Here is a 17237-nt window from a genome sequence, read left to right as displayed (position 1 = left end):
CGTATTTTTTATAAAAAAGATAGTGTATTAAGTTTTCAAGGAACAATATATCGAAAATGGATGTGATATAAACGTCCATTTGTCGGGCGACTCATGATATAATACATAGGATTTTTTATAAACCGGTCAGAGGAAATATTATGAATATTGTTGAAATAATCACTAAGGAACTTGGTATAAAAAAGACTCAGACTGAAGCAGTCATTAAGCTTATTGATGAGGGAAATACCATTCCTTTTATTGCACGTTATCGTAAGGAACAGACAGGTGCAATGCATGATGATGTACTTCGTGCTTTTGATGAGAGACTCAAGTATCTTCGTAATCTGGAGGATAGAAAGAATACTATCATTGCTTCCATAGAAGAGCAGGGCAAGCTTACAGATGAGTTGAGAAAGCAGATTGATGAAGCAGAGACTGCAGTAAAGCTTGAGGATATTTATCGTCCCTACAAGCCAAAGCGCCGTACCAGAGCCATGATAGCAAAGGAGAAGGGTCTGGAACCGTTGGCGGTATTTATCGTTTCAGGAAAGTCTCAAACCCCAGTGACAGTTGAGGCTGAGAGATATATAAATGAAGAAAAAGAGGTACCTGATGTAAAGGCAGCTATAGCAGGTGCAGAGGATATTATAGCGGAAACACTATCAGACAGTGCAAGTCTTCGTGAGTGGATACGTAAAAAGACATACGAGGAAGGACATATCGTATCTACAGCAAGGACAAAGAAGCAGGCTGAAGAAAAAACTGTGTATGAGAACTACTATGAGTATACAGAACCGCTTAAAAAGATTCCGGGACATCGTATTCTGGCGCTTAACAGAGGAGAGAGTGAAAAGATTCTCACTGTAAAGATTGAGGCACCGGAGGATCAGATCATAAAGTTCATGAACCGTCACATCGGTGCAGGAAGAAATAAAGAAACAACATCATATCTTGAGGAAGCAGCTGCGGATGCATATAAGAGACTTATAGCACCATCCATAGAGACCGAGATACGAAACGATCTCACGGAAAAAGCAGAGGATGGAGCTATAAAGGTATTCGGAGAGAATCTTGGACAGCTTCTGATGCAGCCACCCATCATTGGCAAGACTGTTCTCGGATGGGATCCGGCATTCCGTACAGGCTGTAAGATATCTGTTGTTGACCCGACAGGAAAGGTTCTTGATACAACAGTTATTTTCCCGACAGCACCTCAGAACAAGATTGCGGAGTCAATGAGAGTTATCGAGGGACTTGTCAAAAAGTATCATGTTGACATCATTTCCCTTGGAAACGGAACTGCATCCCGTGAATCTGAACAGATCATTGCTGACTTTATAAATAAGAGTAAGCTTCCGGTCCAGTACGTTATCGTCAATGAGGCAGGTGCGTCGGTTTATTCAGCATCAAAGCTTGCGACAGAGGAATTTCCTAACTTTGATGTCGGACAGAGATCTGCGACATCTATGGCCAGACGTTTGCAGGATCCGTTGGCTGAACTTGTTAAGATAGATCCGAAGTCAATAGGTGTAGGTCAGTATCAGCACGATATGAATCAGACAAAGCTCAGCGAACAGCTTGGTAATGTGGTAGAGGATTGCGTAAACAAGGTAGGAGTTGATGTCAATACGGCCTCATTCTCACTGCTTGAGTATGTTTCAGGTGTCAATAAAACCATTGCCAGGAATATTGTGACCTACCGTGAGGAGAATGGTGCATTTACTTCAAGAAAGGAACTCTTGAAGGTTCCTAAGCTTGGACCAAAGGCTTATGAACAGTGTGCCGGCTTCCTTCGTATCCGTGATGGTAAGGATGTTCTTGATATGACGTCTGTTCATCCTGAGAGTTACGAAGCTGCAAAGGAACTCTTGAAGCTCCTTGGATTCGACGCGACTGATGTAAAAGACGGAAATACACTGGACATTGAGAAAAAGCTAAAAGAAGCAAAAGTGTCTATACCTGAACTTGCAAAGAAGATGGGAGTCGGTGAATATACACTTCAGGATATTGTGAAGGAACTCGCCAAACCGGGACGTGATCCACGTGAAGATGTTCCGGCACCGGTGCTTCGTTCGGATGTACTTGACTTTGATGATCTGAAACCCGAGATGGTTCTGAGCGGGACTGTAAGAAATGTTATTGATTTCGGTGCATTTGTCGATATCGGAGTTCATCAGGATGGCCTTGTTCATATCTCACAGATTGCGGATAAGTTCGTAAAGCATCCTTTGGATGTTGTTAAGGTCGGAGATATCGTTAATGTAAAGGTATTGTCGGTAGATAAGGAAAGAAAGAAAATCTCTCTTTCCATGAAGGGTGTACCTCAGAAGTGATATGATCAGTGATTCCTCAATATTTTGAGTACAAACAGGATGAACATATAGTTTGTTTGCGTTCTATGTTTTTGTTGGTTCAGAACCGGGTGGATATCTGCCCGGTCTTTTATCTTAAAACAGGACAAAACTTGCACCGGATAGAGGTTTCATATATACTAGCGAAGTTATGATATTAAATATTGCAAATTTAAATAAAACTTATGTTGGAAAACAGATATTGAAGGGAGTAACCTTCCATATCGAAGATAAAGAAAAAGCGGCAATAGTAGGAATCAATGGTTCAGGGAAAACCACGCTGATACGCTGTATTCTTGGACAGGAGGAGCCTGATGACAGTGAGTCTGTCATCGCTTTCTCAAAGGACAGGAAGATAGGATACCTTGCTCAGCAACATGCTGATATTGAAACAGGAGTTGAAGATTTTGATACGCTGTCCGGAGGACAGAAAACCAGAAAAAGACTGGAAGAGATTCTTCAGGATAAGCCTGACCTGCTGATACTCGACGAGCCCACAAACCATCTGGATATTGATTCAATACAGTGGCTTGAGAAGGTCTTAAAGAGATATGACGGAGCAGTACTTCTTGTATCCCATGACCGTTATTTCCTTGACCATGTTGTTACCAAGATCATTGATCTTGATAATGGTAAGGCCCGTATGTACAAGGGTAATTACTCTGAATATGCCGTTAAGAAAAAGCAGATACGTGATTCTGAACTGAAGGCTTATCTTAACCAGCAGCAGGAGCTGCAGCATCAGCAGGCTGTTATCACAAAGCTTAAGCAGTTTAACAGAGAAAAGTCCATTAAGAGGGCAGAGTCCCGTGAAAAGGCATTGGCCAAGGTTGAACTTCTTGAAAAGCCGGAGGAGCTTGACAATGAGATGAGACTCGCACTTACACCAAGTGTTCAGTCGGGAAATGACGTTCTTTCGGTAAAGGATCTCAGCAAGAAATTTGATGATAAGACTTTGTTCTCCAATATCTCCTTTGAGATAAAGAGAGGAGAGCATGTGGCTGTCATAGGTGCCAACGGTACAGGAAAGACAACGCTCCTTAAGATACTGAATCAGTATGTGGATGCTGATACAGGAAGCTTTAAGCTTGGAACAAATGTGGAAATAGGTTACTACGATCAGGAGCATGCCGTACTCCACATGGACAAAACCATCTTTGATGAGATACAGGATGATTATCCTTACCTTAACAACACAAAGGTTCGAAATGTTCTTGCGGCTTTTCTGTTTAGAGGGGAAGATGTCTATAAACGAATCGGTGATCTGAGCGGTGGCGAGCAGGGAAGAGTATCACTTGCGAAGCTCATGCTTAGTAATGCCAATTTCCTTATTCTCGACGAGCCTACGAACCACCTGGATATACAGGGCAGAGAGGTTCTTGAGGATGCAATCAACAATTACGAAGGAACAGTACTGTACGTTTCTCATGACCGATATTTCATAAACAAGACTTCAAACCGCATATTGGAGCTTTTTGAAAACCGATTTGATAATTACATCGGAAATTACGATTATTACCTTGAAAAAAAAGAGGATGTACGCAGATACGGTAGTTCCACTACGACTTCTGCCCAGGGTAATGCTGTCAAAGCAATGGCGCAGGAGATTATTCCTGAAGTAAAATCCGAGCAGAAGCTTGACTGGGAGATGCAGAAGGAACTTAAGAAGAATCTCCAGAGACTTGAGCGAACATTAAAAGCTACAGAGGATGAGATTCAGAAGCTTGAAGCAAGAAATCAGGTTTTGGATGATGACTATCAGAATCCTGAAATTGCGGCTGATGTCGGACGACTTATGGAACTTCATAAGGAACATGAGAAGAATGATACGAGACTTGAAGAACTTTATGAGATCTGGGAAACCACATCAGAAGAACTATCAGAGATAAAAGAATAAAGATTCATATAAAATCGGTGTTAAATAAAGAAAATATTTCTATAGATAGAGGTTATAGCTGTCAATTAGAAATATGTATTATTTAAAGAACGAAGATTTTGATAAAATCTGCACTAATGTAAGACGGACAAATGATTGTTGTCTTATAGTGGTGCAGATTTTTTATGGGTTTATGATCTTTTAAGTCCCCATAGAGGAGGAGAATTATGAAGAAGAGTTACAAGAGATTATTTGCAGGTCTATTGATTTCAGCATCAGTTGCAGGTCTTACTGCATGTGGCGGAGTATCATCAACACCGACTGCTTCTACATCGGCCACTACAGCAGCAGTAACGGAGGCAGCTTCTGAAGCATCAACTACCGAAGCTGCAGAGGAGACAACAAAAGCGCAGGAAGTGGCAGAGCCTCAGGCGGCACCAATAGATAAAGCGGCATTTGATGAACTTCTTACAAAGGGGCCTGTAGCATCAGATGATGAGATCGCTGCTTCTGAATGGGCAAAGGCAGTAAAGGAGGCAGGAGTACTGAGAGTCGGCGGAACACGTACATCTCAGCTATTCAGTCAGCTTGATGAAACAGATAACGGAGTCAGAGGCTTTGATGCCGGTCTTTATCAGCTTTTAGCAAGATATATTCTCGGAGATGAGTCAAAGTATGAGATTACTCAGGTTGATTCCAGCACTCGTGAATCTGTACTGACAACAGGTCAGGTTGATGCTGTATTCGCAACATATTCAATAACAGATAAGCGTAAGGAGCTTATCTCTTTTGCAGGTCCATACTACACTTCAAGACAGGCTGTACTTGTCAAGGCAGGTAACAGCGATATAACAGGTGTTGATGATCTGGCTGGCAAGGTTGTAGCAACACAGGCCGGCTCAACAGGCCCGGCTATTCTTGAGGAGTATGCACCTGAAGCAACAGTTCAGGAATTCTCTTCAGATATAGAGGCACGTACAGCGCTTGAGCAGGGCAGAGTAGATGCTTATGTTACAGACTATACACTCATGCTCAATGCACTTGTAAAGGAAACCGGTAAGTATGAGATTGCCGGTGATGTATTCGGACCTGAAGATAACTACGGCATAGGTCTTCCAAAGGATTCTGATGGTGTGGAGTTTGTAAACAGCTTCCTTAAGAAGATTGAAGAAGAGGGGCTTTGGAAAGATCTCTGGAAGGTTAGCCTTGGTGACAGAACCGGAATAAGTGATGCACCTGAAGCTCCGGCTGTAGGATGATAAATCTGACAGGAAAGCAAATGCTTTTATCTGCACATCATGGCATATCCCAAAGAAACTTTATAGAAGGATAGATTGTTTTATAAAGTCAGCATAAAGTAAATTTGATTTGTATCAATGATGATTACGGCATGGCGGAACAGGATATTTATGTTCTGTCATGCCGTATAAGCATTTCTGCACTTTTTTATTAGTTACTTCTATTTTTTATGTGTTTTATGTTTTTAAAAGGAATGTTTTATGACTATAAGTGAATTACTGTCTCAGTATGGCGACAAATATGTTGAAGCACTTTTAACGACATGGCAGCTTACCTTTATTTCTTTTGCCGGAGCGATGATCATCGGCATAATCATTACTGTCATGAGGGTATGTCCTGTAAAGCCACTTAGAATATCAGGAGATATTTATGTTCAGATATTCAGGAATATCCCTGGTGCATCACTTCTGATTTTTCTTGTATATGCATTACCGAATCTTCAGGTGATACTATCATATTATCAATGCGTTCTTATAGCTACAGTGCTGATTCCTGCAGCTTTTGCATCGGAATATCTCATGAGTGGAATAAATGCGATAGGCATAGGCCAGATCGAGGCGGCAAGATCACTCGGCATGGATTTTGGTATCATGATGAGAAAAGTAGTGATACCGCAGGCAGTCAGATTTTCGATATTGCCAATGACCAATCTGCTTATAGCAACCATGCTCACAACCTCTCTTGCATCTCAGGTTCCGCTTAATCCAAAGGACCTTACGGGACTTGTATCATATATCAATACACGTGATACCGGAGGCGTTACTTCATTCCTGATTTCTGCTGTCATGTATTGTGGAACAGCGGTTATCATCGGACAGATCGGAAGTTACATTGACAGGAAAGTGAGGATAGTTCGATGAGAGAATTAACAGTCAGAGACATGTTGTATGAGACTCCGGGGAAAGAAACAAGAAAGAAAACAGCTGTTGCTACGGTTGTTTCATTATTGGTGATAATGGTATTTCTGTGTTATATAGTGAAGCTTTTTTCGGAAAGCGGACAGCTGGATAGCAGATACTGGTTTTTCTTTACTAAGCTTACGACATGGAAATTTCTATTTGAAGGTATCCTTGGTACACTGGAGGCTTCATTGCTTGCCGGTACTTCAGCGTTGGCCATAGGATTTGTTTTCATGTGTATGAGGATATGTGTATACAAACCTTTGAACTACATCGGGATTGCGCTTGTAGAATTTACGAGAGGTGTTCCGACTCTTTTGTTCATTTATTTTTTCTTTTTGGATGTTCCTAAGATGGGGATAAATCTTCCAACGGTATGGCGAATATCTTTGCCTGTAGCTATATCAGCTTCGGGAATGGTTTCGGAAGTTTTACGTTCAGGGGTTAATGCTGTTCCTAAAGGGCAGCGGGAGGCAGCTTTATCCATTGGTATGAGAGAGATTAATGTATTTTTAAAGATAATCTTCCCTCAGGCCGTAAGGTATATTATTCCTGCACTCGTATCTGATCTTGTGATAGTTGTGAAGGATACAACATTTTCATATATCCTGAGTTTTCCGGATCTTATGCAGAATGCAAAGGTTCTGATATCAAACTATGATGCACTGCTTTCGGTTTATCTGGTTGCCGGCGTGATATACATTCTTATTAATTATTTTCTTAACAGAATATCGGTTTCACTAGCCAAAAGAAGCGGGATGACACCGGTAGTCGGAAGATAAAGAGTGTCGGATGTAAATATTTGAAATGACAAATTGAATTGATGAAAGGTTAATTACAGATATGGAAAGAAATAAAGATGTACTTGATAAATCACTTGAAATACCTGTTGTAGAACTAAGGCATGTCGAAAAGTACTATGGAGAAATGCATGCTCTCAAGGATATAAATCTAAGTGTGGAAAGGGGCGAAGTTGTTGTTCTTATCGGACCGTCAGGTTCCGGAAAGTCAACATTGTGCCGTACTATCAACCGACTTGAGACTATCAAATCCGGAGAGATACGTATCGAAGGTAAAAAACTCCCTGAGGGAGGAAAAGAACTTGCGGAGCTCAGAACACAGATAGGAATGGTATTTCAGTCATTTAATCTGTTTGCCCACAGAACCATACTCGATAATGTTATGATGGGACCTATAGATGTACTTAAGAGACCAGAAGAAGAGGTAAAGAAGGAAGCTTTGGAACTTCTCAAAAGGGTTGGTGTGGACAGTCAGGCGGATAAGTTTCCGGCGAAGCTTTCGGGTGGTCAGCAACAGAGGGCGGCTATTGCACGGTCACTTGCCATGCATCCAAAGGTAATGCTTTTTGACGAGCCCACAAGTGCATTGGATCCTGAGATGATTCAGGAGGTTCTGGATGTAATGACTGAGCTTGCTCATGAAGGTATGACAATGATAGTGGTCACTCATGAGATGAATTTCGCAAGACGTGTTGCGGACAGAGTTGTGTTTATGGCTGACGGTAGTATCATTGAGGAAGCTGCACCGGATGAGTTTTTTACAAATCCAAAGTCAGAAAGAGCAAGAGAATTCCTTGATTCTATCAACAGACATTGATGAGGCAAATGCCATTAGGATATCTTTATTTCATTTGGATAATGTTAAGAAACTGAGAGCGTAAAAACAGGCATGGGCTTTCCATACAGTAAATCTGTGGGAATAAAAGCTTATGCCTGTTTTAATAGTATGAATAAGGAAAGAATCATTCCTTCTGCCAATATACGGTAACCAGGTTAATAAAGTCCTTTGCTGCCTTGCTTAAATAGGCATTTTTCGGATATGTGACACAAACTTTCCAAGTCGGTCTGAATGGCAGTCTGTAGAATCTTACACCGTCCGGCTTTTGCTTAACATAGTGATATGGTACAAGTCCGCATGCAAGTTTTGCCCGGATCATTGAAAGAATGGTCATGTTACTTGATGTTTCAAAAAGTACAGTCGGGTTAAAACCTGCATCATGGAATATCTGATCCACCATCTTACGGATGGTGGATTCTTTGTACATAAGGACAAAAGGCTCATATTGAAGAGCTGTTAATGGTACTGTCGGATACCTGTCATCAGTCTGGAGGAACTCTCTGCTGAGCGGGTACTCTTCGGGAAGTGCCAGATATATTTCCTCCTTGAATAAATCTATATATTCATCATTTGTTTTCTGACTGTCTGTCAATGTTACAAAACCGATGTCAAGTTCACCCCGGTGAACAGCTTCCTGCTGCTGCTTTACACTGAGCTCTCTGGGTTCAACGGTATATTCGGGATACCTGTCGTGGAAGATAGGATAAACATAGGAAAACATATCAAAACCACGACCTTGAGTCATACCAACAGAAAGATAGCCGTTATGCTTCTCAACCATGTCGGCTATGATGGTATAGGTCTTTTGCTTTATTCTGAGCATTTCTCTTGCATTTTCCAGGTATACCTGACCTTCAGGAGTTGGAGCCCAGGCTGCCTTGTTTCTTACAAACAGAGGTGTTCCTACTTCTTTTTCAAGCTTCTGCAGCTGCTGTGATAGTGCGGATTGTGTTATAAAAAGTTTCTCCGCAGCCTTTGTTATAGAACCCTCATCTGCAATTTTGATAATATATTCAATCAGTTTAGTATCCATAGAATCCTCTTAGAACTTAAATGATCTTTACGTGGTTTTGATAAATAATTCGTTATTTGAATAAAATGCAAAATATTGTAGAATTAGCAAAACTTATAGATGGTTAATGATTATTAATTTTACTTACTCGACCGACGCAATTATACTCATTTTACACGGAACAAAAAGTTTTGTAAATGATTGCAGACAATTTGAAGATGCGTATTGACCATAGCCTGAATAGCTTATATAAAGCATTATTCAGCTTCCGGAAAAGATAAAAAGATGGAATCAGCTAAATGGTTTTATGCGTACAGATGGGAGTTATTTATGACAGGCAGACTATGTATCAGAATAACTGATAGAGATAATGTAGCCATTGCTATACATGATGTTCCTAAGGGAACAGAAGTAATGTCGGGAGTGGTTACTCAGGTGGATATACCACAGGCCCATAAGATTGCACTTGAAGAGATGAAAAAAGGAACGGAGGTGTATCGTTACGGCGTTTGTCTCGGTACAACATCTGAAGATATTCCAAAGGGTGGATGGATAAATGAGAGAAATCTGATCATGGCACCTGCACCGGATCTTGACAGTATGAAGTTTGGTGTAAACATCAGAACAGATCTTCCCAGGCCCAAAAGAACCACCTGGATGGGTTACAGGAATCCATCCGGATTTTATGCCGGAACCAGAAACATCCTTGGTATCAACACAACAGTACAGTGTGTTGCCGGAGTCCTCAATGTTGCCATAAAAAAGATAAAGGAAGAGATACTTCCGAAGTATCCGAATGTTGATGATGTTGTTGCAGTTAATCATCCTTATGGCTGTGGTGTTGCCATTGATGCACCGGATGCATATATTCCGCAGAAGATCATCAGAAATATCGCTATGCATCCTAACTTTGGCGGAGTATTCATGCTTGTGGGACTTGGATGCGAGAAATTTACCGTGGACCGTTTCTGTGAGTGGTGGCCGGAACTCAACACTAAGGAAAATGTTATCATACTTCAGGAAAACAAGGGCTATCAGGCTATGATGGATGCCATAATTGAGATGGCGGAGAAGAAACTTCAGATACTTAATGAGAGAAGAAGAGAAGAGCTTCCGCTTTCGGAACTTCTTGTCGGCATGCAGTGCGGAGGGTCAGATGCATTTTCAGGAATTACTGCGAATCCGACAGCAGGGTATGCCGCAGACCTTCTGGTATCCGGTGGAGGAACAGCCATGTTTTCAGAAGTTACAGAGGTACGTGACGGAGTTCAGTTTATAGCTGAGAGATGTATAAATGATGAGGTGGGAAAACGTCTTGTTCAGGAGATGAAGTGGTATGACGAGTACCTGAGAAAGGGTGGCGTTGACAGAGGTGCCAATACAACGCCCGGTAACAAGAAGGGCGGACTTTCCAATATCATAGAGAAATCCATGGGTTCCATTGCAAAGTCAGGTTCATCACCTATCATGGAAGTGCTTTCTCCCGGAGACAGACCGACAAAGCACGGTGAGATATTTGCGGCAACGCCGGCATCTGATCTTGTGTGCGGACCTTCTCAGCTTGCATCAGGTATGGGCCTTGAAGTATTCATGACAGGAAGAGGAACTCCCTACGGACTTGCAGCGGCTCCTGTAATCAAGCTTTGCTCAAGAAACGAGATGAAGGAGCAGTGGTCTGATATCATTGACTTTAATGCAGGACCTGCTGCTGTTGGTGACAAAACCATAGCCGAACAGGGTGAGGAACTCTTTGACTTCATCCTTGATGTTGCATCAGGAATAAAGAGGCCGTTTACAGAGCAGTACGGATTTGCAAATGATCTCTGTGTGTTCAATCCGGCACCAATTACCTGATTGTTGTATAACGTATTTTAATGACGAAAAGCAAATTAATTATAAGTGTTTTTTAAATCACTATATTCATGAAAACACTGATGTGCCGGATACTTAATCTATGTTGTACCGGAATTAATTGACAGTAGTAAAAAGCTCATCTCTATCGAAAAGTATTTGTCGATAGTGATGGGCTTTTTAGTTAAATGCTGATATAATCTGTGTTTCCTTAGATTCCGTGCATTATATCCGTCAGTTGGTCTGAACAGGTATCAAATGTTCATTCCAATAGTTCTTTGCAAGCTTTATAAATTCTTTTTCTGCATCCGTGAGATAGGAGCCTTTACGGGTTGCTATACAAAGATCCCATGAAGGATGGCTGGGAAGAGCGAAACATTTGTAATGTTTATTATGGGGATCTATATAAAATCGTGGAATGATAGCACAGCACAGTGAAGTTTCCACAAGGGAAGGGATACTTGCTGTATGATTGGTTTCCATCAGAATGGAAGGTATAAATCCGTTACGACTGAATATGTCATCGATTATCTGACGATTACTTGATTGAGAAGACATGAGGGTAAATGGTTCATATTCAAGATTTTTCAGATTGATAACAGGAAGCTGGCCGTTGTCGAGACTGTAATTTTCACATTGAGGATGGACGGATGGAACCAGTACAACCATTTCTTCTTTTCCTAGAAGGGTATAGTCATAGTTACCCCGCTGATCCTCTCTGAGAGTGACAAAGCCAATGTCAATATCACCATTCTGCAAGGCATCCTTCTGCTTATAGACTCCCATTTCGATAGGAGAAAATTTTTGATTTGAAAACTTGGAATGAAGTTCAGGGTAAATGGACGTAAACATATGTATGCCACGTCCGGGAGTGAGACCTATCTTTAACTCTGATTCACCTGCATGAGTAATATCATGTATCTTTTTGTATGTTTCCTGTTTTATGAGAAGAGCTCTTTTGGCCCCCTCCAGGTATATCTTTCCTGCTTCGGTAGGGTGCCAGTCTGTTCTTGAACGAAAGAAGAGCTGGGTTCCCAAATCCTTTTCCAGCTTGAGAAGCTGCTGGTTAAGGGCTGACTGAGATATAAATAGGTTTTTTGCAGCCTTTGTGATGTTTTCTTCTTTCTCTATCTCAACTATATATTCACAGATTCTGAAATCCATATAATTCTCCATCGGTACGGGTTAAATGTGGGGGTGAAAATCCGGTCCGGTTTATCGATACAAAAATCAACAAAAGAGTTTTGCCGGTGTGGTGATGCCGATTCTTTTTTGAGTTTAGCATCAGAAATCTTTTTGGTCAAAATTCATACATAAGAAAAACTAATGCAAATATTAGAATAACTAAAAGCAAAACTTATCGTAATACTATTATATAATAAGTTTTGCTTATTTAACCATCAGTTTTTCCCGTTTTACTTCATTTCTACCTTAAGTTAAACTTCATCATGTAAATAAAAAGCGTGAACAGAACGCATAGTTTTAATGGATAGATAAGGAGAGATAAAATGATTCCGGTTATTGAAAAAATGGAAGTATTTCCTGTTGCAGGACACGATTGTATGGAGCTTAACCTTTCTGGAGCACATGCACCATACTTCACAAGAAATATCGTTATCCTGACAGACTCTAACGGAGCTATGGGTGTAGGTGAGGTTCCCGGTGGACAGAAGATCACAAATGCATTAGAGGCAGTTAAGGATCTGGTTTTAGGAACAAAAATCTCTGATTACAAGAATACATTAAACAAGGTAAGAGCATGGCTTTCGGAGAATATCAAGGATGACGTAAGAGGCCTTCAGACTTTTGATCTGCGTACAGGAGTACATGTAGTTACTGCTATTGAGGCACCTCTCCTTGACCTTATGGGTAAGTTCCTTGAGGTTCCTGCAGCGTCTCTCATGGGTGACGGACTTCAGAGAACATCTGTCAGATTTCTCTCATACCTTTTCTATGTAGGAGACAGAAAAAAGACAGACCTTCCATATGAGGAAGAGCCTGATTCGGATTGTGACTGGTACAGACTTCGTCATGAAGAGGCTATGGATCCTGAGCACATCGTTGCTCTTGCCAGGGCAACTCATGAGAAGTACGGTTTTGAGGATTTCAAACTTAAGGGAGGTGTTCTTCAGCCGGATGAGGAAGTTAAGGCTGTAACAGCAATCAAGGAAGCATTTCCAAATGCAAGAGTAGACCTTGATCCTAACGGTTGTTGGAGCCTTGAGGAAGCAGTTCGGGTTGCACCTGCTCTCAAGAAGGTGCTTGCTTATGTAGAGGATCCATGTGGCGCAGAGAACGGTTTCTCTGGCCGTGAGATTATGGCTGAGTTCAAGCAGGAGACAGGAATGCCGACAGCCACAAACATGATCGATACAGACTGGAGACAGATGAGACATTGCATCCAGCTTAAGAGTGTAGACATTCCTCTTGCGGATCCACATTTCTGGACCATGGAAGGTTCAGTAAGAGTAGGACAGCTTTGCAATGATTTCGGTCTTATGTGGGGATGCCACTCAAACAATCATTTCGATATCTCACTTGCTATGGTAGCTCAGTGCGCAGCAGCTGTTCCTGGCAAACTTAACGGTATCGATACACACTGGATCTGGCAGGAAGGCAGAGAGCGTCTTACAAAGAAACCTATGCAGATCGTAGGCGGATGCATTAATGATATCGACAAGACAGTAGGACTTGGCGTTGAAGTGGATCGTGAGCAGATCATGAAGGCTAACAAACTTTATGTAGATAATTGCCTCGGTGCCCGTGATGATGCTATCGGAATGCAGTACCTGATTCCCGGATGGAAGTTCGATAACAAGCGTCCTTGCATGGTTAGATAAGTTTAAGAGTTGACTTTCAAATATAACTGGTGGTCAGATACGAGATTGGATAAATACGACTCTTATCTGCCACGTGGATGAAAACATGTATCTTTTAGACCTGAGTGTAAGGTCTTATTTATAGGAGGATCAAAATGAAAAGATTATTTTCAGTAGTATTAGCCGGTGCCATGGCTATGAGCATTCTTGCCGGCTGCTCATCAGCAGGTATCCAGGTTGGAGGCGGTTCAGCATCCACAACAACAGCGGCTGCATCAGAAGCTGCAGGTTCAGGCTCAGGTGACAAAGCTGCACCGGTTGAGAATGCAGATGGTACTTCATCATTAAAGGGACAGAATGTAAGAGTAGTTATAGGCTCAACATCCACATCAGGCGATTCCTACATGATGGCAGATATCGTAACAAGATATCTTTCAAAGTACATGGGATTCAACGGAAAGGTTGATGCTATCGGTAATGCAGCAGCTCTTGAGGAGATGCAGACAGCCAAGGGTGACGGAAAAACTGTTATGATGTTCCATGATATGACTTATATGTCAGTACTTTTCGGAGCAGTTGATGAGAAATATTCACTTGAGAATATGACTATCGGACCACGTTTTGGTCGTAACCCCGGAGCTTGTTTCGGTGCAGCGAAGGAAAGCGGCTGGACATCACTTAAGGATGTAACCGAGTATCTTAAGGCAAATCCGGATAAGACAGTCTCATTTAACATTGAGGCAGGCGGAACATCACACATTGCATTTGCAGCATATTATCTTGACGTTAAGGCTAAAGAAGGTGATGAGGTTGCAGGCAGAATCAAGGCAATCGTTGGTGGTACAACAGCAGAGAAGCTTCAGAGACTCTGGGACAGAAATGCAGATGTAATCTATGGTGATACATCAGCTTTCGAGCAGTATACACTTGACGGTGTAGATGCACAGCTTGCTATGAACATGTTTGATTCAGGTTCAACAGTTGAAGGTGTTGAAATCCAGTCAATGGCTGATGATGGTGTTGAGTTCGATGGAAAGGCATTTGATTTCCCTAAGGATTTTGCAATGTACTTCCCTAAGGATATGGATGCAAGCGTACTTGCCGAGTACGAAGCAGCTATGAAGAAGGTTGTAAATGATCCTGACTTCCAGGCTGATATGAAGAAGCTTTACTACACAGTTCTTTCTGAGGATGAAGTAGGCTTAGATGTTTCACAGAAGTTTATCCTTGAAAAGCGTGATATGTGTGCACAGATCATCAAGCAGGCTCCAAATCTTGATGATATAACAGCGTAATTAAGATAACTCCTGACCATATCAGTTGTTCACTAAGTAATAAGAGAGTATAGGATGCCTTTTCACAAACATGAAATATTTGTGAAAAGGCACACCCTATATATAAGGGGATATATATGATAAATGTAGTTTATTCTACCGAGCACTGGATAGTTCCGAGAATCGTCATCTGCATTTTATGCATTCTTCTCGCAGCTATCATTATCACAGAAGGACGTGCCCGTGTAGCAAAGGGAGAGGCATTCTTCTCAATGCCGAAAAAGTTCTTTAAAGATAATCCTGATTTCATAAAGCTTTTTGGAACGCTAGTCCTGTTCGTGGGATATATTGTTACTCTTGACATCATCGGATTTACGCTTACCAGCATAATATTTGTATTTCTCTTCAATATTCTTTATGCCGGTACAAGTCCTAAATCCATAGGAATCAGCCTTTTGATTGCGGTTGTTGCCTCTTTGATAGTCAGCATAGCATTTGGCGTATTCTTTAAGATCACACTTCCAAACGGTATGTTTACGATTACATTCGTAAATCAGGGATTCACTATTTATTAAAGGAGTGGCTAACAATGATTACTAATATTTTACTTGCAGTACTTGGTGTCATTGCCGGAATTATCTTTGGTGCCATTCCGGGTATGACTGCAACCATGGCTGTGGCGGTATTCCTGCCCATGACATATGCTTATGATCTTGTACCTGCTTTATATCTTCTTTTAGGACTTTATATCGGTGGTATTTCCGGCGGACTTGTTCCGGCAATTCTAATCAATATTCCGGGAACACCATCCTCCATCACAACTACATTTGACGGATATCCAATGGCTAAGCGTGGTGAAGGTGAGAGAGCACTTAAGATAGGTATACTTTCATCCTTCATCGGAGGAATCATTTCTCTTATCGCACTGGCTCTGTTTACTCCGCTTCTTTCAGCAGCAGCACTCAAGTTTTCAGCAGTTGAAAAGTTCCTTATCATTCTTTTTGCTCTTACAGTAATTGCAGCCCTTTCCAATGGTCAGATGCTGAGAGGCGTGTTTGCAGGATTTTTCGGAGTGCTTGTTTCACTTATCGGAATGTTCAGTGTAAATAACTCCTATCGTATGGTACCTTCGGCTCTTAAAGCATATCTGTCTGACGGTTTCCAGCTTCTTCCGGTTCTTATCGGACTTTTCGCCATTTCTCAGATTTTTGAGGAAGCAGAAGAAGGCATGCGGTTTAAGATAGAAAAGGTCGACGGAAATAATGAGGGAACAAAGTTCTCATTGTCCGATCTCAAGGGACAGGGTGTTAATCTTGTGAGATCTTCTATCATAGGTACATTTATGGGAGTTCTTCCTGGAGTTGGCGGTTCGGCTGCCTCCATACTTGCTTATTCACAGGCAAAGAGCTGGTCAAAGCATCCTGAACTTCTAGGACAGGGTGTGCCGGAAGGTCTTGTTGCATCAGAGAGTTCAAATAATGGACTTACCGGCGGAGCTATGATACCGCTTCTTTCACTTGGTATCCCGGGTGACTCTACAACTGCTATATTGATCTCGGCCTTCATGCTTCAGGGTATACAGGTGGGACCACTGTTTATCACACAGAATACAGAGACATGGCATCAGATCCTCCTTGCAATGCTTCTCTGTAACATAATCATGTTCCTTTGCATGTTCTATCCTATCAAGTGGATTTCAAAGATCATCTACATTCCAAGACAGAGACTGTATCCGGTTATCATCATGATCTGTGTAGTGGGAGCATATGCTGCCAAAAATGGAAGAATGTTTGATGTGTGGTCACTGCTTATCGCCGGAATAGTCGGATATCTTTTTGGAAAGATTCGTATTCCAAAGACATGTTTCCTTATAGGATTTATCCTTGGTAAGGATCTTGAGAATTACTTCATTCAGGCAGTATCAGCATCCAAGGGATCACTCCTTGTTTTCTTCTCAAGACCTATAGGTTGGGTTATATGGGTATTGATAATAGCATCGATAGTTTATGCTGTTATGGATGATCGTAAGCAGAAGGCCAGAAAAAAGGTTGAAGCTGCGGCTTAACGATAGTATATTTTTCAGGGACGCGCATATATGCACGTCCCTGATCTTTTATAGAGTCATGAGAAAGGATTGATCCCATTTACATCCGGTAAGCACAAATCAGGTGCCTGGTACAGTTATACTGCCGATAGTGCTGCAAATATCTTCACGCTTGCATTTCATTATGTGGAA

Annotated in this window: 13 protein-coding genes; 11 read left to right on the top strand and 2 right to left on the bottom strand. The window is 41.6% G+C overall.

Going from position 1 to position 17237, the window contains the following annotated elements:
- The first annotated feature begins 140 nt into the window (after positions 1–140).
- The 6 genes from BM294_RS14340 (at position 141) to BM294_RS14315 (ending at position 8024) form a co-directional block, all read left to right on the top strand.
- Positions 141–2315, top strand: a complete 2175-nt coding sequence (locus tag BM294_RS14340) for a Tex family protein (protein WP_091209637.1) — start codon at positions 141–143, stop codon at positions 2313–2315.
- A 169-nt stretch (positions 2316–2484) separates the two neighbouring features.
- Positions 2485–4230 carry an ABC-F family ATP-binding cassette domain-containing protein gene (locus BM294_RS14335; protein ID WP_091209635.1) on the top strand — a complete coding sequence of 582 codons (1746 nt, stop codon included), beginning with the start codon at positions 2485–2487 and terminating at the stop codon, positions 4228–4230.
- 206 nt (positions 4231–4436) lie between these two features.
- Positions 4437–5468, top strand: coding sequence for a glutamate ABC transporter substrate-binding protein (locus BM294_RS14330; protein ID WP_091209633.1), 1032 nt, complete (start codon positions 4437–4439; stop codon positions 5466–5468).
- Between the two features lie 240 nt (positions 5469–5708).
- Complete coding sequence (locus BM294_RS14325; protein WP_091209631.1) at positions 5709–6368, top strand: amino acid ABC transporter permease; 660 nt, start codon at positions 5709–5711, stop codon at positions 6366–6368.
- Positions 6365–7189 carry an amino acid ABC transporter permease gene (locus BM294_RS14320; protein WP_091209629.1) on the top strand — a complete coding sequence of 275 codons (825 nt, stop codon included), beginning with the start codon at positions 6365–6367 and terminating at the stop codon, positions 7187–7189. The genes BM294_RS14325 and BM294_RS14320 overlap by 4 nt, the downstream gene beginning before the upstream one ends.
- 61 nt (positions 7190–7250) lie before the next feature.
- Positions 7251–8024 carry an amino acid ABC transporter ATP-binding protein gene (locus tag BM294_RS14315; protein WP_091209627.1) on the top strand — a complete coding sequence of 258 codons (774 nt, stop codon included), beginning with the start codon at positions 7251–7253 and terminating at the stop codon, positions 8022–8024.
- Between the two features lie 145 nt (positions 8025–8169).
- Here BM294_RS14315 and BM294_RS14310 read toward each other — a convergent pair whose 3' ends face one another.
- Positions 8170–9078 (bottom strand): LysR family transcriptional regulator, encoded by a 909-nt coding sequence (locus tag BM294_RS14310; protein WP_091209625.1) that lies wholly within the window; start codon positions 9076–9078, stop codon positions 8170–8172.
- Positions 9079–9387: 309 nt separating this feature from the next.
- Here BM294_RS14310 and BM294_RS14305 point away from each other — a divergent pair, with 309 nt between their 5' ends.
- Entirely contained in the window at positions 9388–10911 is a 1524-nt protein-coding gene (locus tag BM294_RS14305) for a UxaA family hydrolase (RefSeq protein WP_091209623.1), read from the top strand.
- A gap of 231 nt (positions 10912–11142) precedes the next feature.
- On the opposite strand, the gene BM294_RS14300 is transcribed toward BM294_RS14305, so the two are convergent.
- Positions 11143–12072, bottom strand: a complete 930-nt coding sequence (locus BM294_RS14300) for a LysR family transcriptional regulator (protein WP_091209621.1) — start codon at positions 12070–12072, stop codon at positions 11143–11145.
- A 344-nt stretch (positions 12073–12416) separates the two neighbouring features.
- Here BM294_RS14300 and BM294_RS14295 point away from each other — a divergent pair, with 344 nt between their 5' ends.
- The 4 genes from BM294_RS14295 (at position 12417) to BM294_RS14280 (ending at position 17066) form a co-directional block, all read left to right on the top strand.
- Positions 12417–13748: an enolase C-terminal domain-like protein gene (locus BM294_RS14295; RefSeq protein ID WP_091209619.1), complete on the top strand. Its 1332-nt coding sequence runs from the start codon at positions 12417–12419 to the stop codon at positions 13746–13748.
- 134 nt (positions 13749–13882) lie between these two features.
- On the top strand, positions 13883–15022 hold the full coding sequence (locus tag BM294_RS14290; RefSeq protein WP_242944549.1) for a type 2 periplasmic-binding domain-containing protein: 1140 nt from the start codon (positions 13883–13885) through the stop codon (positions 15020–15022).
- Between the two features lie 116 nt (positions 15023–15138).
- Positions 15139–15576 (top strand): tripartite tricarboxylate transporter TctB family protein, encoded by a 438-nt coding sequence (locus tag BM294_RS14285; protein WP_091209615.1) that lies wholly within the window; start codon positions 15139–15141, stop codon positions 15574–15576.
- Positions 15577–15590: 14 nt separating this feature from the next.
- Positions 15591–17066 carry a tripartite tricarboxylate transporter permease gene (locus BM294_RS14280; RefSeq protein WP_091209613.1) on the top strand — a complete coding sequence of 492 codons (1476 nt, stop codon included), beginning with the start codon at positions 15591–15593 and terminating at the stop codon, positions 17064–17066.
- Positions 17067–17237 lie beyond the last annotated feature (171 nt).

It is taken from the genome of Oribacterium sp. WCC10 (assembly GCF_900113415.1).
In the GTDB taxonomy this organism is placed as follows: domain Bacteria; phylum Bacillota; class Clostridia; order Lachnospirales; family Lachnospiraceae; genus Oribacterium.
The sequence above is the reverse complement of the archived record's forward strand: the minus strand, read 5'-3'. Positions and strand labels throughout refer to the sequence as shown.